The organism is Pseudomonas sp. 37 R 15 (genome assembly GCF_900004865.1).
Taxonomy (GTDB): domain Bacteria; phylum Pseudomonadota; class Gammaproteobacteria; order Pseudomonadales; family Pseudomonadaceae; genus Aquipseudomonas; species Aquipseudomonas fluorescens_AM.
On the sequence record NZ_CVTV01000054.1, the window covers coordinates 50,161 to 72,012 of the forward strand.

Here is a 21,852-nt window from a genome sequence, read left to right on the forward strand (position 1 = left end):
GAAAGGTGACACGAGCAGGTGGCCCGGCAGGATTATTTCTTGACGGGCGTAATCTCAAGGATGGTGCCGTTGGTGGTCTTGAGCAAAACGTACTTGTCGCCTACACGCGCCCATTGACTCTCCTCTTCGGGCTGCTTGAGGCCGCGTTTTTTCCAGTCTTTGACCGCTGATTCCTCGCGCATCAACATGTCCGGGGCACGGTCACCTTCTTTCAAGTCACGGGCATTGATGTTTGAAGGTTGCACAGTTTCCTGAGGGGTATCGCCGGCCTGCGCCACAAAACTGGCAGTGGACAGGGTTGCGGCAACGAGAACACAGGCAAATAGGGATTTGGACGTCATGGGTGCTCCTTCAATTCAGGGGACGTACCCACACTCCGACCGCGGCGGTGCGCAATCATTCAGGTCAAAACACCAATCGGCGCTGTGGCGAGGGAACTTGCTCCCTCGCCACACGCCCTGCCCCATTGCCGCGATGAAATTAATCCTGTAATTTTTCATGAAATTACTCGAATCAAATTTCATGACACCCCAAGACGAACTCGCCGCCCTCGCCGCCCTGATCCACGACCTGCGCAAACACAAGAAACTCACCCTGGCCCAACTTGCGCAGAAAATCGAGCGTTCGGTAGGTTTTCTGTCCCAGGTCGAGCGCGGCCTGTCGCGCCCGACCGTGGCCGACCTCACCGCCATCAGCCACGCTCTCGACGTCCCTACTACTTACTTCTACAGCCTCCCCAAGCCCAAGGCGGTGGACTGGGTCACGCGGCCCAACGAACGGCGCACGCTGTACTACGCCAATGGCATCACCGACATCCTCGTCTCACCGAGCATGAACGGCGCGTTCTCGATGCTCGACAGCCTGTTGGCCCCCGGTGCCAACAGCGGGGAACAAAGCATGAGCGACCGCGCCGAGCAGGCCGGTTTTGTGCTTGAGGGCGAGCTGACCCTGTGGGTGGAAGGTGAGACCGATGCGGTCACCCTCTACGCCGGCGACAGCTTCCATCTCGCCAGCTTCGCCCACTGCCGCTACGCCAACCTGACCGACCTGCCCGCCCGCGTGCTGTGGGTTTACAACTAGGAGCTGCACCCGTGAAAAGCCCATCTGCAACCTTGCTGGCCGAAGTACGGACCTTCCGCCAGAACCACCCCGAGGTGCGCTACGTCGACCTGATCGCCCTGGACATTGCGGGGCATTTCTACGGCAAGCGCTACCCGGTGGACATGCTCGAGAAAGTCGCCGCCGGCAGCCCCTTGAAGCTGCCGCAGAACGCCGTATTGCTGGGGGCCCAGGGCGGGTTGTTCAAGATTGGCGACTACTGCTTCAACGACGGTGACCCGGACGCCAATCGGCGCCTGGTGCCGGGCACGCTTAAGCCGGTGAGCTGGGAGTCGCAGCCGCTGGGGCAGATGCTGATCACCTCCGACGGCACCGAAGCGCCGATCGAATTCGAACCCCGCGAAGTCCTGGCCAACGTGCTGGAGCGCCTGCATCTCAAAGGCATTCACCCGGTCGTGGCGTTTGAGCTGGAGTTCTACCTGTTCGACAAAAAACTCGACAACGGCCTGCCGCAATTCCCCCGCGACCCACGTTGCGACGATGCCGACGACCAGCCCACCCTGCATATCGAACGGCTGTCGCGCTTTGGCGACGTGCTGGACGACATGGCACAAACCGCCAAGACCCAGGGCATCGATATCACGGTCATCACCGCCGAAATCGGCCCGGGCCAGTTCGAAATCAATTTCGGCCATTCGGACGACAGCCTGCGCGCCGCCGACTGGGCCGCCCTGTTCTGCCGCAGCACGCGCGGCGTGGCACTCAAGCACGGCTACCGCGCCAGCTTCATGGCCAAGCCTTACCTGCAATTTCCCGGCAGCGGCATGCATGTGCACGTCAGCCTGTATGACGGCGCGGGCAACAATCTGCTGGCGGCGCACCAGCAGCAACCGCTGCGCCACGCCGTGGCCGGTTGCCTGGCGTTGCTGCCCCATTGCATGCCGATCTTCGCGCCCAACCACAACGCTTTGCGCCGCCTCGGTGGTACGGTCAACGCCGCCACCCGCGCCAGCTGGGGTTTCGAAGACCGGGATGCGTGCGTGCGCATCCCCGAGTCAGACCCGCGCAACCTGCGTATCGAGCATCGCCTGGCCAGCGCCGACGCCAACCCCTACCTGGTGCTGGCGGCGATACTCGCCGGTTTGGAGCATGGCCTCGAAGCCAGGCAGGACCCTATCGCGCCGCTGAACGAAGACCGCAGCAGTGGCACCGATTTCCCCGTGGAAATGCTCGACGCCGTGCGCGCCATGCAACATCAGCAGGTTGTGCGCGACAAGCTGGGCGCGGAATTTGTCGATGTATATTGCGAGAACAAGCGTCAGGATCACCTGGCGTTCCAGCAGGAGATTCATGCGCGAGAGTATCGTTGGTTCCTCTAGTCAAAGACCACGGGCAACAGGCGAAAGACCTGACATACATCAAAGAAAGGCTCTAGGACGGGCCTTTCAGGCAAAAATATTGTCGAACAATCCTGGCCTTGTCCGTTGAGAGCGATTATCATCCGGCGCCTTCTCACTACCCGTCGGGTAGTTGTTTCAATGTGTCACCCGAGGCGCCCATGTACCGTTTTTCGTTTCACCGCCCTTTGATTGCCATGAGTCTGGGGCTGGTTTCCCATACCGTCTGCGCAGCCCTGCAACCCATCGCCGAAGCCCCGCTGGCCAGCGATACCGAATTGCACTGCCACTTCAATCGCGATGCCAGCACCGATTGCACCACCACCTACCACTACACGATCCTCACACCCAACGGCCGCGAAATGCTCTCGCGCATCGACTTCAATTATTCCGAAGGCGACAGGTTTGAAGTGATCAGCGCGCAAACCACCCAACCTGGCGCCAAACCGGTCGCCCTCGCCGCCACGCAAATCGACACGCGCACGGCGCCCAATCCGGATCAGGGCTTCAGCCGTGACCAGCAAACCTCCCTGGCTTTTCCGAACCTGCGGGTGGGCACGCACATCCGTTACACCGTACGCGAGCACTATGCCGCCAAGCCGCTGATGTCCCAGTTCCACTACGTGCTCAAGTTCGGCGTCAGCGCGGCCCGCCGTGACCGCTTCAAGGCACGCTTCACCGCCGAGCGGCCGATCCAGTGGCGCAGTGAGCTGTTCGATGATTTCAACGTGACGCTTTCGGCCAATGGCAAGACGCTGGACGTGATGCAAAAGCAACCGGTGTACCTCAACTACATCAATGAACCGTCCAACGCAGCACTGCTGGGCATCCCGCGCCTGGAGCTGGGCAGCGCCCTGGAGCGCCAGGCCTATTTCGGCGACCTGGCCCAGCGCTACAACCAGATACTCGGCGCCCGCCTGCCGGCACACGCCGCTGCCGCCGTGGCCGCTGCCAGTCGGTTGGCCCCGGCGGAGCGAGTCGCCGCGCTGATGCAGCACATCAACGATCACTACCGTTACCTGGGCGATTGGCGCGCCACCGAGCGCGGCTATGTGCCGTTCAACCTGATGGAAATCGAGGAACATGGTTATGGCGATTGCAAGGACCTGGCGATCCTGCTGACAGCGATGCTCAAGGCAACCGGCATCAAGGCCGAAACGGCATGGGTCAGCCGCGGCGATGCGGCGCAAACCTTGCTGATTCCGGGCACCCAGGCGCCCAATCACGCCATCGTGCGCGCCGAAGTGAACGGCCAGGTGTGGTGGCTCGACCCGACCAACCCCGTCTTCGCGCCGGGCCAGACCATGCCCGATATCCAGGATCGCTGGGTGCTGGTCATCGATGCCCAGGGCCAGGTGCGCGAAGAACATATTGCGCTGGAACGCCCCGAAGTTGCGGTGCGCCTGGACAAACACGTGCAGTTCGGCAAGCAAGGCGATGGCGCGGTCGAGGCCACCATCACCTTCAGCCGCCTGCCGCTGATGCAACTGAGCGTCGCCGACCGTCAGCAAGGCAGCACCGCGACCGACCAGAACATCTGCGCCAACTTCGGCAACGACATCAGCGACTGCCGGATCACCCGCCCACCCAGCGCATTTGTGGTGCACGACGGCTACAGCGTCAGCGCACGGATGAACGATCAGCGCGCCCTGGAAAAGCTGGGCAATGATTACGTCTACACCGATCCGTCATTGCAAGATCGCTGGGAGGGTTACATCAATTACCGTCGTCAGGGACAACAGGCCGACCTCTATCTGGGCAACCCTGAAACCTATGACTACACCTATACCCTGACAGGCGCGAAGATGGAAAAAGCTATCCCCGGCTGCGCAGTGCGCTCGCCGTGGTACGACCTGGACCTGGACGGAAAACTGGAGGATGGCACGCTGCGCTATCATTATCGCCTCAGCCAGAAAAAGCGTTGGTTGACCCATGGTGAAGTGGCCAGCGATGCGTTCGGCAAGATGATTGATGAAGCACGCGCCTGTGCCGAGCAGGTGCATCAGGTGGTGAAGCTCTAAATTCCTGCCTGACACAACAGGGTTAAAATGTGGGAGGGGGCTTGCCCCCGATAGCTTTGTATCAGTCAATGCAACTATGACTGGACTACTGCTATCGGGGGCAAGCCCCCTCCCACAGTTTGATTCGGTTTCGTCAGTCAGCTTTCGCCCAGCAGCAGGCTCTGCTCCCGCGCGCACAACTCCACCACATAATCCCACAACACCCGCAACCGCACCGACTTGTGCAACTCCCGCCGCGAACTGATCCAATAACTGCGCTGGATGCTCTCCCCCGGCAACAACGGCACCAACTGCGCATCGCCCGCCGCCATGAAACAGGGTAATACCGCAATCCCCAAGCCAGACCGCGCGGCCTGGTGCTGGGCAATCACGCTGGTGCTGTGAAAGACCACCTTGGGACTGCGACAAAAGCTGCTGAGCAATTTCAGCTCCTGGCTGAACAGCAGGTCGTCGACGTAATCGATCCACGCATGGGCCGCGAGGTCTTCGCGTTTTTCAATCGGCGGATGACGCGCAAGATAAGTGCGGCTGGCATACAGCGCCAGGCGGTAATCGGTGAGTTTACGGGTGACCAACTGATCGACGCTGGGGCGCTCCAGGTGAATGCTGATTTCCGCTTCGCGGTTGAGGATGCTGACAAAGCGCGGCACCGCGACCAATTCCACTTCCAGGCCGGGATAACGTTCAAACAGCTCGCCCATGTGCCCGGCGAGGAACATCACCCCCAGGCCCTCCGCCACCCCCAGACGAATCTTGCCCAGGGGCGCCGCCGCGTGTGTGAGTTCGTCTTCAGCCAACAGCGCCACGTTTTCCATGGCTTCGGCATGTTTGAGCAGGGCTTCGCCGGACGGCGTCAGCTCGTAACCGTGGGCGTGCTGCACGAACAGCGCCGTACCAAGGCTTTTTTCGATGGCCTCGATATGCCGGGCCACCGTGGCATGCGTGGTTTTCAACCGTTGCGCGGCGGTGAGCAGGCGGCCGCTGCGCTGCAACTCGAGAAAATACCGCAGGTCATTCCAGTCAAACATATCGCCTCCGTTGCGCACGCGCGGGCAGCGCTGTTTAAAAACGCACAGCAGCTGGGCAAAAACTAACATTTTTAAGACGAAAACTAACAACTAGGATGGAACCAATAAGAAAAACAAGCGAGGCCCCAGATGCCCATTGCAACTGCTGAATACGATTATGTGATCGTCGGCGCCGGCCCCGCCGGCTGCTTGCTGGCCAATCGCCTGTCCGCCAACCCGGCCCATCGCGTCCTGCTGCTGGAAGCCGGTGGTCGCGATAACTACGCCTGGATTCATATTCCGGTCGGCTACCTGTTCTGCATCGGCAACCCACGCACCGACTGGTGCTTCAAGACCCAAGCCCAGGCCGGTCTGCAAGGTCGCGCCCTGAGCTACCCGCGCGGCAAGGTACTGGGCGGTTGCTCGTCCATCAACGGCATGATCTATATGCGCGGCCAGGCCCGGGACTATGACGGCTGGGCGGCGCAAGGCAACCCGGGCTGGGCCTGGAAAGACGTATTGCCGCTGTTCAAGCACAGCGAAAACCATTTCGCCGGCGATTCGCCGTTCCATAGCGACGGCGGCGAATGGCGCGTCGAGCAGCAGCGCCTGCACTGGCCCATCCTGGATGCGTTTCGCGACGCAGCACAGCAGAGCGGCATCGCCAACGTCAGCGATTTCAATCAGGGCGATAACGAAGGTTGCGGTTATTTCCAGGTCAACCAGAAGGCCGGGGTGCGCTGGAATGCGGCCAAGGCGTTTCTCAAACCGGTCCGCCAACGGCCCAACCTGACCGTATTGACCGAGGTGGAGGTCGACCGCGTGGTGCTGGAAAACGGCCGCGCCTCCCAAGTGATCGGACGCCGGCACGGCCAGCAACTGAGCTGGAAAGCCTGCAGGGAAATCGTGCTGTGCGCCGGTGCCGTCGGCTCGCCAGGCATCCTGCAACGCTCAGGCATCGGCCCGGCCCATGTGCTCAAACCGTTGGGCATCGACGTGGTGCATGAACTGCCGGGCGTGGGGGGCAACCTGCAGGACCACCTGCAACTGCGCCTGATCTACAAGCTGGAAAACGCGCGCACCCTGAACCAGATCGCCGGCACCGTATGGGGCAAGATGGGCATGGGCCTGCGCTACCTGTATGACCGCAGCGGGCCGCTGTCGATGGCGCCCAGCCAGCTTGGCGCGTTTGCCCGCTCCGGCCCGGAGCAGACCTCGGCCAACCTTCAATACCATGTGCAGCCGTTGTCCCTGGAGCGCTTTGGCGAACCGTTGCATGCGTTCCCGGCCTTTACCGCCTCGGTCTGCGACCTGCGCCCACACAGCCGCGGGCGAATCGATATCCGCTCGGCCAACCCGGCAGACGCACCGCTGATCCAGCCCAACTACCTCAGCCACCCCGAAGACCTGCGCGTGGCCGCCGACGCCATTCGCCTGACAAGGCGAATCGTGGCCGCTCCAGCCCTGAGCCGGTTCAAGCCGGTTGAATACCTGCCCGGTGACGCTCTGCAAACCGAAGAGCAACTGCACGAAGCCGCGGCGCGTATCGGCACCACCATCTTCCATCCGGTAGGCACCTGCCGCATGGGCGATGACAGGGACGCCGTGGTCGACGCACAGCTGCGCGTGCATGGCGTGCCGGGCCTGCGCATCGCCGATGCCTCGATCATGCCGCGCATTACCTCGGGCAACACTTGTTCACCGACGCTGATGATCGCCGAGAAGGCCGCGCAGTTGATCCTTTCACCGAACACAAGGAGCCTCGCCCCGGAGAGAGAACTGGTTCACGCAATCTGAACAGCGGCGCCGCACCTGGCGCCGACAGTGGAACAACAATAAATAATCACTGTGAGGGTTACCCGATGTCAGAACATGCTCAACCCCTGGGCTCGGCGATGGATGCGAGCACCAGCAACGACTCGAAGAAAGTCATTTTTGCCTCGTCCCTCGGGACGGTTTTCGAATGGTATGACTTCTTCCTCTACGGCGCTCTCGCCGCGGTGATCAGCAAACAGTTCTTTGCCGGGGTCAACGACACCACGGCGTTTATCTTCGCGCTGATGGCGTTCGCCGCAGGCTTCGTGGTGCGGCCGTTCGGCGCGCTGGTATTCGGCCGCCTGGGCGACATGATCGGGCGTAAGTACACTTTCCTCGTCACCATCATTCTGATGGGCGTAGCAACCTTTTGCGTGGGCCTGTTGCCGACCTACGCCAGCATCGGCATCGCTGCGCCGATCATTCTGATCGTGCTGCGCATGCTGCAAGGCCTGGCGCTGGGCGGTGAATACGGTGGCGCCGCCACGTATGTGGCCGAGCATGCGCCTGCCGGCAAACGTGGCTTGCACACCAGCTGGATTCAATCCACCGCCACCCTCGGCCTGTTGCTGTCGTTGCTGGTGGTATTGGCCTGCCGTTACTTCACCGGCGACCAGTTCGAGGTGTGGGGCTGGCGCATTCCGTTCCTGTTCTCCATCGTGTTGCTGGGCATCTCCACCTGGATTCGCATGAGCCTGCACGAATCGCCAGCGTTCCTGAAAATGAAAGAGGAAGGCAAGGTCAGCAAGGCGCCGATCCGCGAGTCGTTCGGTAAGTGGGAAAACCTCAAGGTCGTACTGATCGCGCTGTTCAGCATCAACGGCGGGCAGGCGGTGACCTTTTATGCGGCGCAGTTTTACGTGCTGTTCTTCCTCACTCAGTTCCTGAAGATGGACCCGGCCCTGGCCAACATGTTGCTGATCATCAGCGTGGTGATTGGCGCGCCGTTCTTCATCCTGTTTGGTTGGCTGTCGGACAAAGTCGGGCGCAAGCCGGTGCTGATGCTTGGCCTGCTGCTGGCGACCGTGTTGTATTTCCCGATTTTCAAGGGCCTGGCGCACTACACCAACCCGGCGATGGACCAGGCCAGTCGGCAAGCACCGATTACCGTGCAAGCCGACCCGGCCACGTGCACCTTCCAATTCGACCCGGTGGGCAAAGCGCGCTTTGACAGCCCGTGCGACAAGGTCAAGACCTTCCTGGTCAAGCAAGGCCTGCCCTACAGCAGCGTCGCCGCCCCAGCCGGCGCGCCGGTGCAAGTCAGCGTGGGCGACGTACGTATCGATGGCTTTGACGAAGCGGCATTGCGCGGCGCGGTGACGTTGGCCGGCTACCCGAGCTCGGCGGACATGGCCCAGGTCAACAAGGTGATGGTGGTGGTGCTGATCGTGGCACTGATCCTGATCGCAGCCATGTGCTACGGCCCCTTGGCGGCACTGATGGTGGAGCTGTTTCCGACCCGCATCCGCTACACCTCGATGTCGTTGCCCTACCACATCGGTAACGGCTGGTTCGGCGGGTTCCTGCCGACCGTGTCGTTTGCCCTGGTGGTGTACACCGGGGATATCTTCTATGGTTTGTGGTACCCGGTGGTGGTGACCGGTGTGAGCCTGATCGTCGGGCTGTTCTGTCTTAAAGAAACGCGGCATGTGGATATTGATAGGGGTTGAGTGAGCGGTGGGCTGCAAGCGGTGAGCTGCAAGCTGTGAGCTGCAAGCTGCAAGTAAAAGCTGATCAGCTTGGCTTGCAGCTTGAAGCTTGAAGCTTGAAGCTCGCAGCTTGAAGCTTGAAGCTTGCAGCCTGAAACTTTCAGCTGTACATCCATACAGATAACAGTTGCTCATTTCTCTCCGACTAAGCATCCTGCAAGGCATCAACCCGATACGATGTGATGACCATGCAGCTGTACCTCTGTGAAAAACCCTCCCAGGCCAAGGACATCGCGGCCGTGCTCGGCGCCAGTCGCCGGGGCGATGGATGCTGGCTGGGCAACGGGGTCACAGTCACCTGGTGCATCGGCCACCTGCTGGAAACCGCCCCGCCTGACGCTTATGACGCCAAGTACAAACGCTGGGTGCTCACCGACCTGCCGATCGTCCCGGAAAAATGGAAGATGCAGGTCAAGCCCAGAACTGCCAGCCAGTTCAAGGTGGTCAAGCGCCTGCTGGGGGAAGCCGGGGAACTGGTGATCGCGACCGATGCCGACCGCGAGGGTGAAATGATCGCCCGTGAGCTGGTGGAACATTGCCGTTATCGAGGGCCGATCCAGCGGTTGTGGCTGTCGGCGCTGGATGATGCCTCCATCCGCAAGGCGCTGGCCGCACTCAAGCCCGGGGCGCAAACCTTCAACCTGTACCACTCGGCCCTGGGCCGCTCACGTGCCGACTGGCTGATCGGCATGAACATGAGCCGCTTGTTTACGTTGCTCGGACGTCAATCCGGCTATCAGGGGGTACTGCCGGTAGGCCGCGTGCAAACCCCAACCCTGCGCCTGGTGGTCGACCGTGACCGCAGCATCGCCGATTTCATCCCGGTGGCGTATTGGGCTATCGATGTGGACCTGCGCCACGAACGCATGACTTTCACCGCCCAATGGCGCGCCGCCGACGATGCCTGCGATGACCAGGGCCGTTGCCTCAACCCGCAACTGGCCCGGGACGCCGCCGACGCCATGAGCCTGGCGGCCGACGCGCGACTGGCAAAGCTGCGCACCGAGCGCATGCGTGAGGTCGCCCCCCTGCCCTTCGACCTCGGCACCCTGCAGGAAATCTGCTCCAAAAAGCTCGGCCTCGGCGCCCAGGAAACGCTCGATATCGCCCAATCGCTCTACGAAACCCACAAGGTCATCACCTACCCGCGCAGCGATTGCGGCTACCTGCCGCTGAGCCAGCACAGTGAAGCGCCGAAGATTCTCGCCGCACTCGGCCGCGCGGATCCGGCCGTGGGCGATCTGATGGTCTACATAGACCCCAATCGACGCTCACGCGCCTGGAACGACGCCAAGGTCAGCGCCCACCACGGCATTATCCCCACCGGGGCCGGCAAGGACGTCGGGCAACTCACCAGCAAGCACCGCGCGGTCTACACGCTGATACGCGCACGCTACCTGGCGCAATTTCTGCCCAACCATGAATACGACCGTACCCAGGCGGACTTCGACTGTGCAGGCCAGGCGTTACGTGCAGTGGGCAAAGTCATCATCGAACCGGGCTGGAAACGCGCATTGCCCGAAGCCCTTGCCCCCGCCAAAGGCCGGGACACCCCTGCTCCTCAAGCCTTGCCGATGCTGGTGCAAGGCCAGGACTGCGCGGTGGCCAAGGTCAACCTGAAGGACCTGTGGACCCAACCTCCCAAGCCCTTCACTGAAGGCGACCTGATCAAAGCGATGAAAAACGTCGCCAAGCTGGTGGAGGATCCGCTGCTCAAGCAGAAGCTCAAGGACACCACCGGCATTGGTACCGAAGCCACCCGCGCGGGGATTATCCAGGGCCTGCTGGACCGAGGTTACCTGGTGAAGAACGGCAAGGCACTGTCAGCCACCGCAGCGGCTTTCAGCCTGATTGACGCAGTGCCTCGCGCCATTGCCGACCCCGGCACCACCGCCATCTGGGAGCAGGCGCTGGATATGGTGCAAAGTGGCGAAATGAGTCTGGAAGAGTTCGTCGCCAAACAAGCGGCGTGGATGAGCAAGCAGGTGGCTCGCTGCAATGGCATGCGCATGACCATTACCGCCCCCGCCAGCCCGGCAAGCAAAGGCGCGGCGGCGTGGAAAACCAAACGCAAGAGCGCGCCACGCAAGACGGCGGCCAACCCCAAGCGGGCAAAAAAGCCAGCAAATGCCGGGTAGAATGCAAAATAATCCGGCGAATGACGCTTTTCGACGGGTTTAACGCCGCTTTGGACCTTGCTGCAACGTAGTGCGTCTAGGATTCTGTAGGGGATAGCTGACTACCTAACAACAACACCGGAGTGGCCGCCATGAAAACCGTCGCAGAATTGCTCAAAGCCAAGGACCAGAAGAACCAGGACGTCCACACCATCCAGTGGGACCACACCGTGTTCGAGGCGCTGGTGCGCATGTCCGAGAAAAACGTCGGGGCTTTGCCAGTGGTCAGGGACGGCGCAGTGGTGGGGATCATCAGCGAGCGCGATTACGCACGTAAACTCATCCTCAAGGGGCTGTCGTCGGTGACCACCCGCGTTGACGACGTGATGAGCTCCCCGGTCATCACCGTAGATACCCACAAAACGGTCGAGGCGTGCATGAACATCATGACCGACAGTCACCTGCGCCACCTTCCGGTCGTCGAAGACGGCAAACTGCTCGGCCTGTTGTCCATCGGCGACCTGGTCAAGGAAGCCATTGCTGAACAAGACGCCTTGATCAAACAGCTGGAGCAGTACATCCGCGGCGAATAGGAGATCCCATGCTCGACACGCTGGAACATCAAGCAGACCACCTCGACACGCTGCATCGGGCGATGGCCGAGAAGCGCTTCCTGGTGCTGACCGGTGCGGGCATCAGCACCTCGTCTGGCATCCCCGACTACCGTGACAGCGACGGAGTGCGCCGGGGCAAAGCGCCGATGATGTACCAGGACTTCCTCGCCACCGCGCAAGCACGCCGCCGTTATTGGGCCAGGGCTATGCTGGGTTGGCCACGGGTGCGCCTTGCCCGGCCGAACAAGGCGCATCAGGCCCTGGCGGCCCTACAGCAAAGGGGGATCATCAGTGGCCTGATCACGCAAAACGTCGACACGCTGCACGATCAGGCCGGCAGCCACGAGGTGATCGAGTTGCATGGCAGCTTGCACCGGGTGCTGTGCCTGGATTGCCAGCAGCGTAGCGGACGCGACGTGATCCAGCGGCGGATGGAAATCGACAACCCACACTTCGCGCACGTCCATGCGGTGCAAGCGCCTGACGGCGATACCTTGCTCGACCCTGTTTTCGAGGAGCGCTTCCAGGTCCCATGCTGCCCCCATTGCGAGGGGCAACGGCTGAAACCGGACGTGGTGTTTTTTGGTGAAAACGTGGCACCTGCTACCGCAGCCAGCGCCATGGCTGCTGTGCACGATGCCGAGGGGCTGCTGGTCGTGGGTTCATCGCTGATGGCTTATTCGGCCTTTCGCCTGTGCAAGGCAATGGTGGAACAGGGCAAGCCCCTGATTGCCATCAACCTGGGCAAGACCCGCGGGGATGAGCTGCTGCAGGTAAAGATCGAAGCGCAGTGTGAGCAATTGCTACCTCTGCTGGTCGAGCGGCTGTAGGAGCGAGCTTGCTGGCGAAAAACCCACAGGCGCCGCGTGCAACTTATCCACTTCACTAAACGCTATCACGCGACCCACCGCACGAAAAATGACGCCCAAGTCACGTTTTTCCTGCATCTTCCCGCCCCCACAGCGTTTTATGTAGTGCCTTAAAATAATCACTACATAATCGTTGACGTAAGCTTTTTGTCCTTGCATTATCGAGACATCTCCCGGATCGGGAGTGTCGGTAACACGCGTTTTGAACAGGCTCGTCTGACCGCCGAGCTGTTTTCCCGGATGTGCACTGCCCACAAGGCAGATTGATGAAGCTGACTGGCCCGGAAAGGGAACGGTACAAGGAGCTAAAGCGCTGCTTGTCTTCGTTATGAATGCATTGCGTAGCGGTTCATCAGCAAAACTACATGCTTCGGTTCACGACCCTGCCCGTATTCGGCAGACCGTCACTGACGCCCGGTTTTCTGAGCCGGAGACAACTTTGAAGTTTTCAACGAATCAATTGATAGATCGCCAACTGGTCAAGGGGCTTACACATGAATCTGAACAACCAACCCACTATCGATGAATTGGCTGAGATGTTCGCCGCGCAGAAAGACACACTCGACGACCATATCCTGTGGATTGGTAAATCGGGTGAAGTTCAACTTGACTGCGTGGCGCCCCACACCGAAGAAGCCGAATTCGACCGCAATCACCGTGAACTGGCGGCGCGCCTGAAGATGTACCGTCGCGGCCAGGGTTATGTCGGCAAGAAAGCGGCGGCCGATCGCAACTTTATCGAGCAGGTGTTCGACACACTTAACAATGCCTGGGCTTCTTTCAAAGACAGCTCGCAAGTTAAAGTGATTGATCGTTACTACTGAGTCGTTGTTGTTCTAAAGTGGGGGCTGGCTTGCCGGCCCCCACTTTTTGTTCGTGGCGTATTCAGAAAGTTGGAAACCGCCCCTTCCCCGCTTCATCTTTAAAGATATCGAACAGCACCTGCGCCGCTGCCGAAAGCTCATGCCCCGGTTTGGTCAGTACGCCAATGGGCCGCTCGATTACCGGGCCGGTCAAGGTGATGCAACGGGCGCCCGCCTCCTCCATCTGCCGTGCGCATAACGCCGGCACAGCGCTGACGCCCAAGCCGCTGGCAACCATCTTGCCCACCGTAGCCAATTGATGGCTTTCCAACGCCACGGGCAGGTTCATCTGCAACGCGCCCAAGTGCTCTTCGAGCATGACCCGGACCGTCGATGGACGCTGGAGAGTAATGAAGGGTTGCTCCAGCAGGCTTTTCCAGTCGACCTCAGCCAATCGCGCCAAAGGCGAATCTCCCGGCACCACTGCGATAAACCGGTCCAGGTACAACGGCGTGAACGCCAGTGACGAACCGTCGGACGGCTCGAACGCCACGCCCAGTTCCACCTGGCGGTCGCGCACCATCTCCAGCACGTGCTCGTTGATCAGGTCATGCACCGTCACGTTCACCTGAGGGTAACGCGCGCGGAATATCTTCAGAATCGGTGGCAGCAGGTTGCCGGCAAATGACGGCATCGCCGCCACCGTCACACGCCCGCGTTGCAGGGTGAAGCGTTGGCGCAGCTCGTCCTCGGCGTTGTCCCAGTCGGCAATCAATCGACGCGCCAGCGGCAACAGTGATTCGCCTTCGGGCGTCAGCGCGACATTGCGTGTATTACGGCTGAACAGGCGCCCGCCCAACCCTTCTTCCAAGCCTTTGATCGTCAGGCTCAACGCCGACTGGGACAGGTGCAGACGCTCACACGCAGCGGCAAAACTCAGGCTCTGGGCCACGGCCAGGAAGGCACGCATTTGTTTAATGGTCATAGGAAGCTCCAAGCGACAAGTTGAAAGCTGCAAGTCAAAGCAGTGGCCGACTAGGCTTGAAGCTTGCGGCTTGAGGCTGATTATGCTGTTTTCCAAACCAATCAACCTTAAAAAACAACTTAACAAATCAATCCTTCAGCGCAACACTCAATCCATTGGCTGGCCCACTAACAATAAAAGAGGTGCATATGGCAGGTTTCGATAAGCGCGTGGCGTCCTACGAAGAAGCGCTGGCAGGCCTGAAAGACGGCATGACCATACTCTCCGGCGGGTTTGGCCTGTGCGGCATTCCAGAAAACCTCATCGCCGAGATCAAGCGCAAAGGCACCCGTGACCTGACCGTAGTGTCCAACAACTGCGGCGTCGACGGTTTCGGCCTGGGCGTGCTGCTGGAAGAAAAGCAGATCCGCAAAGTGATCGCTTCCTACGTGGGCGAAAATGCCCTGTTCGAAAAGCAGTTGCTCAGCGGCGAAATCGAAGTGGTACTGACCCCCCAGGGCACCCTCGCGGAAAAAATGCGTGCAGGCGGTGCCGGCATCCCGGCCTTCTTCACTGCCACCGGCGTCGGTACCCCTGTCGCCGAAGGCAAGGAAACCCGCGAGTTCAACGGCCGCCCCTACCTGATGGAAGAGTCCATCACCGGTGACTTCGCTATCGTCAAAGGCTGGAAAGCCGACCACTTCGGCAACGTCATCTATCGTCACACCGCCCAGAACTTCAACCCGCTGGCCGCCACCGCCGGCAAAATCACCGTAGTCGAAGTCGAGGAAATCGTCGAACCGGGCGAACTGGACCCGGCGCAGATCCACACCCCTGGCATCTACGTCGACCGGATCATCTGCGGCACCTTCGAGAAGCGCATCGAACAGCGCACTGTCCGCAAATAATCCACGTCCAGAACAATAAGAGGAATCAACCATGGCTCTTACCCGCGAACAAATGGCTCAACGCGTCGCCCGCGAAATGCAGGACGGTTTCTACGTCAACCTCGGCATCGGCATTCCAACCCTGGTGGCCAACTACATTCCCGAAGGCATGGAAGTGATGCTGCAATCGGAGAATGGCCTGCTCGGCATGGGACCGTTCCCGACTGAAGACACCATTGACGCCGACATGATCAACGCCGGCAAACAAACCGTCACCGCGCGCATCGGCGCCTCGATTTTCTCCTCCGCCGAGTCCTTCGCGATGATTCGCGGCGGCCACGTCGACCTCACTGTACTCGGCGCCTTCGAAGTCGACGTACAAGGCAACATCGCCTCGTGGATGATCCCCGGCAAGTTGGTCAAGGGTATGGGCGGCGCGATGGACCTGGTGGCCGGTGCAGAAAATATCATCGTGATCATGACCCATGCGTCCAAGGACGGTGAGTCGAAATTGCTCAGCCAGTGCAGCCTGCCGCTGACCGGCGCCCACTGCATCAAGCGTGTGCTGACGGACCTGGCCTACCTGGAAATCGAAAATGGCGCTTTTGTCCTCAAGGAACGCGCACCTGGCGTCAGCGTTGAAGAGATTGTCAGCAAGACCGCCGGTAAACTGATCGTCCCGGACCACGTTCCAGAAATGCATTTCCAGTGAGGACAGATTCCATGCAAGACGTCGTGATTGTTGCTGCCACCCGCACCGCCGTGGGCAGCTTCCAGGGTTCGCTGGCCACTATCCCGGCCCCTGAACTGGGCGCTGCGGTGATTCGCCGCCTGCTGGAGCAGACCGGCCTCGACCCGGCCGAAGTGGATGAAGTCATCCTGGGCCAGGTACTCACCGCAGGCAGCGGCCAGAACCCGGCGCGCCAGGCTTCGATTCTCGCCGGCCTGCCCCACGCCGTGCCGAGCCTGACCCTGAACAAGGTTTGCGGCTCGGGCCTCAAGGCCCTGCATCTGGGTGCACAGGCGATCCGTTGCGGCGACGCGGACGTGATCATCGCCGGCGGCATGGAAAACATGAGCCTGGCGCCATACGTATTGCCCGCCGCGCGCACCGGTTTGCGCATGGGCCACGCCAAGATGATCGACAGCATGATCACCGACGGCCTGTGGGATGCGTTCAACGACTACCACATGGGCATCACCGCCGAAAACCTGGTGGACAAGTACGGCATCAGCCGTGAGGCACAGGACGCCTTTGCCGCTGCCTCCCAGCAAAAAGCGATCGCCGCCATCGAAGCCGGACGGTTTGCCGATGAGATCACGCCGATCCTGATTCCCCAGCGCAAAGGCGACCCGCTGATCTTCGACGTGGACGAACAGCCGCGTGCCGGTACCACCGCCGAGTCCCTGGCCAAGCTCAAACCCGCCTTTAAAAAGGACGGCAGCGTCACCGCCGGCAACGCCTCCAGCCTTAACGACGGCGCCGCAGCGGTGCTGTTGATGAGCGCCACCAAAGCCAAGGCCCTCGGCCTGCCCGTGCTGGCACGCATCGCCAGCTATGCCAACGCCGGGGTCGACCCGGCGATCATGGGCATCGGCCCGGTTTCGGCCACCCGCCGCTGCCTGGACAAGGCCGGTTGGCAGTTGGGCGACCTGGATTTGATCGAAGCCAACGAAGCCTTCGCCGCGCAATCCCTGGCAGTGGGCAAAGAGCTGGAATGGGACGCCGAAAAGGTCAACGTCAACGGCGGCGCCATCGCCATCGGCCACCCGATTGGTGCTTCAGGCTGCCGCGTGCTGGTGACCCTGCTGCATGAAATGATCAAGCGCGACGCCCGGAAAGGCTTGGCGACGCTGTGCATCGGTGGTGGCCAAGGCGTGGCCCTGGCCCTCGAACGCGGCTGATGATCCAAGAGCAACACGGAAAAGGCCCGGTTCCACGAAAACCGGGCCTTTTCTTTATCCGAGATTGATCGTGCCCTCGCGTGGGAACGATCAAACGCCGCAAGAAATCAGCGCTTCATACAACGCTGATAGCGCTCATCCACACGTTTGGCAAACCACGCCGTGGTCAGGTTGCGGGTAATCTTCGGGCTCTTGAGCACGATGCCCGGCAGGATCGCCCGCGGCAGCGGTTTGCCGGCAGCCTTGTCGGCCAGGGCGAACACGCGCTTGTAGAGGGTGGTGTCCTCGAAGTCCAACGCATCGCCTTGCTCCAGTTGGCTGCGAATGCTCGGGTTGCGCATATCCAATTTCGCCCCCAGCGAACGCACCGCCAGCTCAGTGGTGCCGGGCAGCAACGAACCATAGCGAATCAAATCCCCATCCAGCGCCAGTTCGGTGCCTGAAGCACGGCTGACAGCGGCCTGGAACGCGGCATTGCGGCTGGCGTACCAACCCGCATTGAAATCGGCGAAGCGATACAGCGGCTGGTCATAGCTGACCGGGTAACCCAGCAGATGGGCGATACCAAAGTACATGCCGCCACGTCGAGTGAACACTTCGCGGCGAATCGTACCGTCCACCGGGTAGGGATAACCCCGCGCCTGTTTCTGCGCAAAGTCGATGCTGACCTGCATCGGGCCGGCGGTGTGCACCGGGTTGAAGCCGCCGAACAGTGTGTTGCCCAGCGGCACGACGCTGATGAAATCGTCGAAGATCCCGCTCAGGTCCTTCTCGGTGCGCGCGGCATTCAAACGCTCGGCGTAGGTTTTGCCGCTGGGCGAACGCAATTGCAAGGCGCTGCGCACGACAAACGCCGGCACATGAACCTTCCCGGCACGCCGCAGGATTTCATCCTGGGCGATCTTGCCCATGCCCGGCACCGGTGGGTCGACCTGAAAAGTAGACTCCTGCTCGGTCACCGCCAGTACGGCGCAGATGTTTTCGGTGCTGGGGTAGATCTTCTGGGTGTCGAACGCGGTGTAGATGTCCTGGGCCCAACCTTCGCGGTCCGCGACCTTGGCCGGCAGCAGGCGCACGATCTGCGTCTTCACCTCGGCCTCGCTGCGCTCGGGTTGCTGCGGGCCGCGTGAGGTGGAGCAACCGGCCAGCACCAGCAACGTTGCGAGGCAGAGAATCAGGCGGCTTGAATACATAAGGCTTCCTTGGTAGACGGCGGGTCGGGCGATGGGGATATCGACAGGCAAGTCTAACCGGGGTTCGCGGGTATGCCGAACTCACTGCGGCTCTGGCTGAAACTTCCCACATAAGTGTCGGATAAGCTCTACTCCGCCGCCCCGAGAACCGCTGCAAAGTCCCTCGCCTGATCAAACAGTGCGAGGGATTGCAGATGGTTTTTCCGGTTAAAGCCCTGATCGACAGGGCTCACCCATGATCGACGCAACCAGCCAAGCCATTGGCTTCCTGGTGTTGGCCGCGATGGATGCAAAGACGCGGGACGTCGAATCCATCCTCAGCGATTTCCGGGGATGCCTGCACCCATACGACACCTGGGCTGAAAGCTTTTTCAGCTTTTCGGCACTGAATGTCGAGCAAGTGTTCAAGGTGGGTGAAGAAGTGGCGCTCGTAGCGCCGATCAATCGGTCCCTCTTTCCCAGCAGCACGGTCGCCACGTGTACAGCCAACGGCACGTTGACCCTGGTGCATATGTTCCAGAGTTCGCGGTTCGTGCCGATCGGCAACACACCGGTCGTGGTGCAGCGCATCGATCCAGACGGCGGTCCGCTGGGGGCCCCTATCCATAAGACCATCGGTCCCAGCGGCATTCTGGAAATCACCGAGTGTGATCGCAACCAGAAGTACCGAGTCAGTTTCTACCCCGACGTTTCTTCGCAGCATTTCAAGGCGCTGTACGCCTCTTATCAGTCGGTCATTGCGTCACTGGAAGGCTGGTTGCGCAGTGAGTGGGGGACCACTTTCGAACCCCTGTGGAAGGGGTACTCCGAGGCAAACTTCCTCGAACGCTACCTTTCGCTGTACGGCGCCTATGCCCGAGGTTTCAGCGACTCCCTTTACTCAATCTGGGACGACGTAGAGCAGTTATTTCAGTGGCTGTCAGCCCCCCTGGCCAATGCTGAAAAGCTGCTGCACTACTTTTCCCAAGACGAGTTTGAAAAATTACTGACGTTAAGTGCCGAGACGCTCGCCAAGGGTCTGCTGGTGCTGAGCGACGAGCCTTTGCTGTTCATTCACCTGGCGGCGCTGGTCAGCTGGATGCGGATGCTGCCACCGCCCTATATGAACGAAATGCTGGGCGAGATTGGCGCCGAGGTCGTCATCAATCTGTTACTGGGCCTGGCGACGGGCGGCATGGGTATTGTGGTGCGCATGAGCACGAAAGTGCTGGCTGGCATCAAGTCGCGCCGGGTGCGCAGGTGGCTGGAGCAGATAGCCGAGCAGTTCGGGAACGTTCGCCTGGTGGGGCATGGCGAAGCGCTCAAGCCGGTGCTGCTGAGCAGTGCGGCGACGTCGGTCAAGGCGGTGCCGGTGGCGCCGTTGCAGGCTGGCGAGCATCTGGTTTCGAGCCCGGTGCCGATGGTGCGCAGCAAGGCGCAGCGTACGGCGTTGGTGCGCCAGGAGTCGGTGGGTGATGTGCCTGCCGTGGCGTCGAATCCGAAGGGCGATGCAGCGGCTTCTGCGGACAAGACCGTTACCCACGGTTGCCCGGTGTCGATGGTCACTGGCGAGGAACTGTTGACTCTGACCGACGGCGCGCTGGACGGGGTCTTGCCGTTCGAGTGGACGCGCTTGTACCGCACCAGCGCGGTGGAAGTGGATTGCGGGTTGGGGTTTGGCTGGAGTCACGCGCTGGCGCACAGGCTTTCTGTGTCGGGCGATTCAGTGGTGTGGATCGACCATGAGAACCGCTCGACCACCCTGCCCTTGCCGACGGCTGCTCGTCCGGCAATTACCAACAGCCTGGCGGAAACGGCGATTTATCTGGGGTCTGCGCCTGATGAGTTGGTGCTGGCCCAGTCTTCTCGGTTTTATCACTTTTGCGACGGCGTGCTGACGGCGATCAGCGATGCGTATGACAACCGATTGCGCATTTTCCGGGATCGGTTGGGGCGCATTGAGCGACTGGATAACGGTGCAGGGCGTTCTTTGCTCTTGCGCTACGAGTTGGGTCGGATTGTGGCGGTGGACTACCAGGTTCATCGCGCCAAAGGCCACGAACCCTTCATTTGGGTGACCGAGCAAAACGTCGTTTCCTACGCCTATGACGATGCTGGACGACTGGTATCGGCGACCAATGCCGTCGGTGAACGCGAGGTTTATCGGTACGACGAACAGCACGTCATTCTTGAGCGGCAGTTGGCCGGTGGGGCGAGTTTCTTTTGGGCGTGGGAAAGCTCTGGTAAAGACGCGCGCTGTGTCCGGCACTGGGCCAGTTTTGCGCAGATGGACACGCGGTATGCATGGGGCGATGACGGCAGCGTCAACGTGCACAACGCCGATGGCAGCCAGGAAGTGTATGTCCACGATGACCGGGCGCGACTGGTGCAACGCATCGATCCGGACGGCGCCCGGCATTTCAAATCCTATGACGACAAGGGCCGACTGGCCGTCGAGCAGGACCCGCTGGGCGCGGTGACGGCGTATCAGTACGACGACGCCGGACGCTTGGTCGCACTGTTTCCGGGGGAGGATGAGCCGACGTCCTACGAGCATGACAACGGCTTCATACGGGTCGTGCGGCGTGGTGAGGCGGTTTGGAAATACGAGCGTAATGAGCAAGGCGATGTCATCCGCAGGATTGATCCGGAGGGCGACGCGACGGACTACAGCTACGACAAGCAGGGGCAACTAATCGGGATCTGGTATCCCGACCATAGCTGTCATCGGTTGGTGTGGAATGAACGTGGGCAGTTGCTAGAGGAGCAACTTCCGAATGGCGGGATCAAGCGCTATCGCTATGACGATCTGGGGCGGCGGGTTGCGCGGGAGGATGAGCATGGCGCGCTGACCCAATACCAATGGGACGCTGTAGGGCGCCTGCTGAAACTGACCCAGCCCGATGGGACTCATCGAGAATTCAGCTACAATCCCTACGGAAAAATCATCGCCGAGCGCGATGAACTCGGTCACGTCACCCGCTACGAATACGCCGACGGCCTGCACCTGATCAGCCGCCGCATCAATGCCGATGGCACTCAGGTCAAGTACCGCTACGACAATGCTCGCCTTTTGCTGACCGCCATCGAAAACGAAGTCGGCGAAACCTATCAACTGGACTACCACCCCAACGGCCTGATCCGACAGGAAATCGGCTTCGACGGCCAACGCACCGCCTACGCCTACGACCTCAACGGCAACTTGCTGGAAAAGACCGAACACGGCGACGATGGCAGTCAGCTTGTTACCCGTTACGAGCGCGATCATGCCGGTCGCCTCGCAAGAAAAACCCTGCCCGATGGCAATACGGTCGACTACATCTACGACCGCCGGGGCAACCTCCTCAGCGTCGAAGACGGTCACTGGGCGCTGGCCTACGAGTACGACAAACAAAACCGCCTCACTGCCGAACATCAAAGCTGGGGCACCTTGCGCTACGGCTACGACGCCTGCGGTCAATTAAAAGACCTGCGCCTGCCCGACAACAACCGCCTGACCTTCAACCACGACAA

Annotated in this window: 17 protein-coding genes; 13 read left to right on the forward strand and 4 right to left on the reverse strand. The window is 60.8% G+C overall.

Features of this window, described 5'->3' with window-relative positions; genetic code table 11:
- Positions 1-32: 32 nt before the first annotated feature.
- The gene (locus tag BFQ04_RS20095) at positions 33-341 is read right to left on the reverse strand and encodes an RcnB family protein (protein WP_065952258.1); all 309 of its coding nucleotides are present in this window, start codon (positions 339-341) and stop codon (positions 33-35) included.
- Between the two features lie 181 nt (positions 342-522).
- Between BFQ04_RS20095 and BFQ04_RS20100 the strand changes: the two genes are divergently transcribed.
- From BFQ04_RS20100 to BFQ04_RS20110, 3 genes are all read left to right on the forward strand, one after another.
- Positions 523-1,080, forward strand: a complete 558-nt coding sequence (locus BFQ04_RS20100; RefSeq protein ID WP_065952259.1) for a helix-turn-helix domain-containing protein — start codon at positions 523-525, stop codon at positions 1,078-1,080.
- A gap of 11 nt (positions 1,081-1,091) precedes the next feature.
- On the forward strand, positions 1,092-2,438 hold the full coding sequence (locus BFQ04_RS20105; RefSeq protein WP_065952260.1) for a glutamine synthetase family protein: 1,347 nt from the start codon (positions 1,092-1,094) through the stop codon (positions 2,436-2,438).
- Between the two features lie 179 nt (positions 2,439-2,617).
- Positions 2,618-4,477: a DUF3857 domain-containing transglutaminase family protein gene (locus BFQ04_RS20110; protein ID WP_065952261.1), complete on the forward strand. Its 1,860-nt coding sequence runs from the start codon at positions 2,618-2,620 to the stop codon at positions 4,475-4,477.
- Positions 4,478-4,614: 137 nt separating this feature from the next.
- On the opposite strand, the gene BFQ04_RS20115 is transcribed toward BFQ04_RS20110, so the two are convergent.
- Complete coding sequence (locus BFQ04_RS20115; RefSeq protein WP_065952262.1) at positions 4,615-5,505, reverse strand: LysR family transcriptional regulator; 891 nt, start codon at positions 5,503-5,505, stop codon at positions 4,615-4,617.
- A gap of 129 nt (positions 5,506-5,634) precedes the next feature.
- Here BFQ04_RS20115 and BFQ04_RS20120 point away from each other — a divergent pair, with 129 nt between their 5' ends.
- The 6 genes from BFQ04_RS20120 (at position 5,635) to BFQ04_RS20145 (ending at position 13,432) form a co-directional block, all read left to right on the forward strand.
- Positions 5,635-7,281, forward strand: a complete 1,647-nt coding sequence (locus BFQ04_RS20120) for a GMC family oxidoreductase (protein WP_065952263.1) — start codon at positions 5,635-5,637, stop codon at positions 7,279-7,281.
- Positions 7,282-7,346: 65 nt separating this feature from the next.
- On the forward strand, positions 7,347-8,969 hold the full coding sequence (locus tag BFQ04_RS20125) for an MFS transporter (protein WP_065952264.1): 1,623 nt from the start codon (positions 7,347-7,349) through the stop codon (positions 8,967-8,969).
- A 227-nt stretch (positions 8,970-9,196) separates the two neighbouring features.
- The gene (locus tag BFQ04_RS20130; protein WP_065952328.1) at positions 9,197-11,146 is read left to right on the forward strand and encodes a DNA topoisomerase III; all 1,950 of its coding nucleotides are present in this window, start codon (positions 9,197-9,199) and stop codon (positions 11,144-11,146) included.
- Between the two features lie 131 nt (positions 11,147-11,277).
- Positions 11,278-11,718: a CBS domain-containing protein gene (locus BFQ04_RS20135; RefSeq protein ID WP_065952265.1), complete on the forward strand. Its 441-nt coding sequence runs from the start codon at positions 11,278-11,280 to the stop codon at positions 11,716-11,718.
- An 8-nt stretch (positions 11,719-11,726) separates the two neighbouring features.
- Positions 11,727-12,569, forward strand: a complete 843-nt coding sequence (locus tag BFQ04_RS20140) for an NAD-dependent protein deacetylase (RefSeq protein ID WP_065952266.1) — start codon at positions 11,727-11,729, stop codon at positions 12,567-12,569.
- Between the two features lie 533 nt (positions 12,570-13,102).
- A complete protein-coding gene (locus BFQ04_RS20145; protein ID WP_065884399.1) occupies positions 13,103-13,432 on the forward strand; it encodes a hypothetical protein in 330 nt (109 codons plus the stop codon).
- Positions 13,433-13,493: 61 nt separating this feature from the next.
- Here BFQ04_RS20145 and BFQ04_RS20150 read toward each other — a convergent pair whose 3' ends face one another.
- Positions 13,494-14,396, reverse strand: a complete 903-nt coding sequence (locus BFQ04_RS20150; RefSeq protein WP_065952267.1) for a LysR family transcriptional regulator — start codon at positions 14,394-14,396, stop codon at positions 13,494-13,496.
- Between the two features lie 188 nt (positions 14,397-14,584).
- Here BFQ04_RS20150 and BFQ04_RS20155 point away from each other — a divergent pair, with 188 nt between their 5' ends.
- Genes BFQ04_RS20155 through BFQ04_RS20165 form a run of 3 tightly spaced genes read left to right on the forward strand, consistent with a single transcriptional unit; the run spans position 14,585 to position 17,167 of the window.
- Positions 14,585-15,283 (forward strand): CoA transferase subunit A, encoded by a 699-nt coding sequence (locus BFQ04_RS20155; RefSeq protein ID WP_065952268.1) that lies wholly within the window; start codon positions 14,585-14,587, stop codon positions 15,281-15,283.
- A gap of 31 nt (positions 15,284-15,314) precedes the next feature.
- On the forward strand, positions 15,315-15,974 hold the full coding sequence (locus tag BFQ04_RS20160) for a CoA transferase subunit B (protein ID WP_058425580.1): 660 nt from the start codon (positions 15,315-15,317) through the stop codon (positions 15,972-15,974).
- An 11-nt stretch (positions 15,975-15,985) separates the two neighbouring features.
- Positions 15,986-17,167, forward strand: coding sequence for an acetyl-CoA C-acetyltransferase (locus BFQ04_RS20165; RefSeq protein ID WP_065952269.1), 1,182 nt, complete (start codon positions 15,986-15,988; stop codon positions 17,165-17,167).
- Positions 17,168-17,274: 107 nt separating this feature from the next.
- Here the strand turns inward: BFQ04_RS20165 and BFQ04_RS20170 are convergent, their stop codons facing one another.
- Entirely contained in the window at positions 17,275-18,360 is a 1,086-nt protein-coding gene (locus BFQ04_RS20170) for a DUF1615 domain-containing protein (RefSeq protein ID WP_065952270.1), read from the reverse strand.
- A gap of 235 nt (positions 18,361-18,595) precedes the next feature.
- Between BFQ04_RS20170 and BFQ04_RS20175 the strand changes: the two genes are divergently transcribed.
- The coding region (locus BFQ04_RS20175; RefSeq protein WP_256544597.1) for a DUF6531 domain-containing protein at positions 18,596-21,852 on the forward strand (3,257 nt) is incomplete at its 3' end.

What these genes read in the sequence shown, in the direction of transcription:
- BFQ04_RS20110 (WP_065952261.1), top strand. Translation starts at nt 2,618, where the DNA reads ATGTACCGTTTTTCGTTTCACCGCCCTTTGATTGCCATGAGTCTGGGG.
- BFQ04_RS20125 (WP_065952264.1), top strand. Translation starts at nt 7,347, where the DNA reads ATGTCAGAACATGCTCAACCCCTGGGCTCGGCGATGGATGCGAGCACC.
- BFQ04_RS20115 (WP_065952262.1), bottom strand. Translation starts at nt 5,505, where the DNA reads ATGTTTGACTGGAATGACCTGCGGTATTTTCTCGAGTTGCAGCGCAGC.
- BFQ04_RS20155 (WP_065952268.1), top strand. Translation starts at nt 14,585, where the DNA reads ATGGCAGGTTTCGATAAGCGCGTGGCGTCCTACGAAGAAGCGCTGGCA.
- BFQ04_RS20165 (WP_065952269.1), top strand. Translation starts at nt 15,986, where the DNA reads ATGCAAGACGTCGTGATTGTTGCTGCCACCCGCACCGCCGTGGGCAGC.
- BFQ04_RS20130 (WP_065952328.1), top strand. Translation starts at nt 9,197, where the DNA reads ATGCAGCTGTACCTCTGTGAAAAACCCTCCCAGGCCAAGGACATCGCG.
- BFQ04_RS20120 (WP_065952263.1), top strand. Translation starts at nt 5,635, where the DNA reads ATGCCCATTGCAACTGCTGAATACGATTATGTGATCGTCGGCGCCGGC.
- BFQ04_RS20150 (WP_065952267.1), bottom strand. Translation starts at nt 14,396, where the DNA reads ATGACCATTAAACAAATGCGTGCCTTCCTGGCCGTGGCCCAGAGCCTG.
- BFQ04_RS20170 (WP_065952270.1), bottom strand. Translation starts at nt 18,360, where the DNA reads ATGTATTCAAGCCGCCTGATTCTCTGCCTCGCAACGTTGCTGGTGCTG.
- BFQ04_RS20095 (WP_065952258.1), bottom strand. Translation starts at nt 341, where the DNA reads ATGACGTCCAAATCCCTATTTGCCTGTGTTCTCGTTGCCGCAACCCTG.
- BFQ04_RS20135 (WP_065952265.1), top strand. Translation starts at nt 11,278, where the DNA reads ATGAAAACCGTCGCAGAATTGCTCAAAGCCAAGGACCAGAAGAACCAG.
- BFQ04_RS20160 (WP_058425580.1), top strand. Translation starts at nt 15,315, where the DNA reads ATGGCTCTTACCCGCGAACAAATGGCTCAACGCGTCGCCCGCGAAATG.
- BFQ04_RS20145 (WP_065884399.1), top strand. Translation starts at nt 13,103, where the DNA reads ATGAATCTGAACAACCAACCCACTATCGATGAATTGGCTGAGATGTTC.
- BFQ04_RS20100 (WP_065952259.1), top strand. Translation starts at nt 523, where the DNA reads ATGACACCCCAAGACGAACTCGCCGCCCTCGCCGCCCTGATCCACGAC.
- BFQ04_RS20140 (WP_065952266.1), top strand. Translation starts at nt 11,727, where the DNA reads ATGCTCGACACGCTGGAACATCAAGCAGACCACCTCGACACGCTGCAT.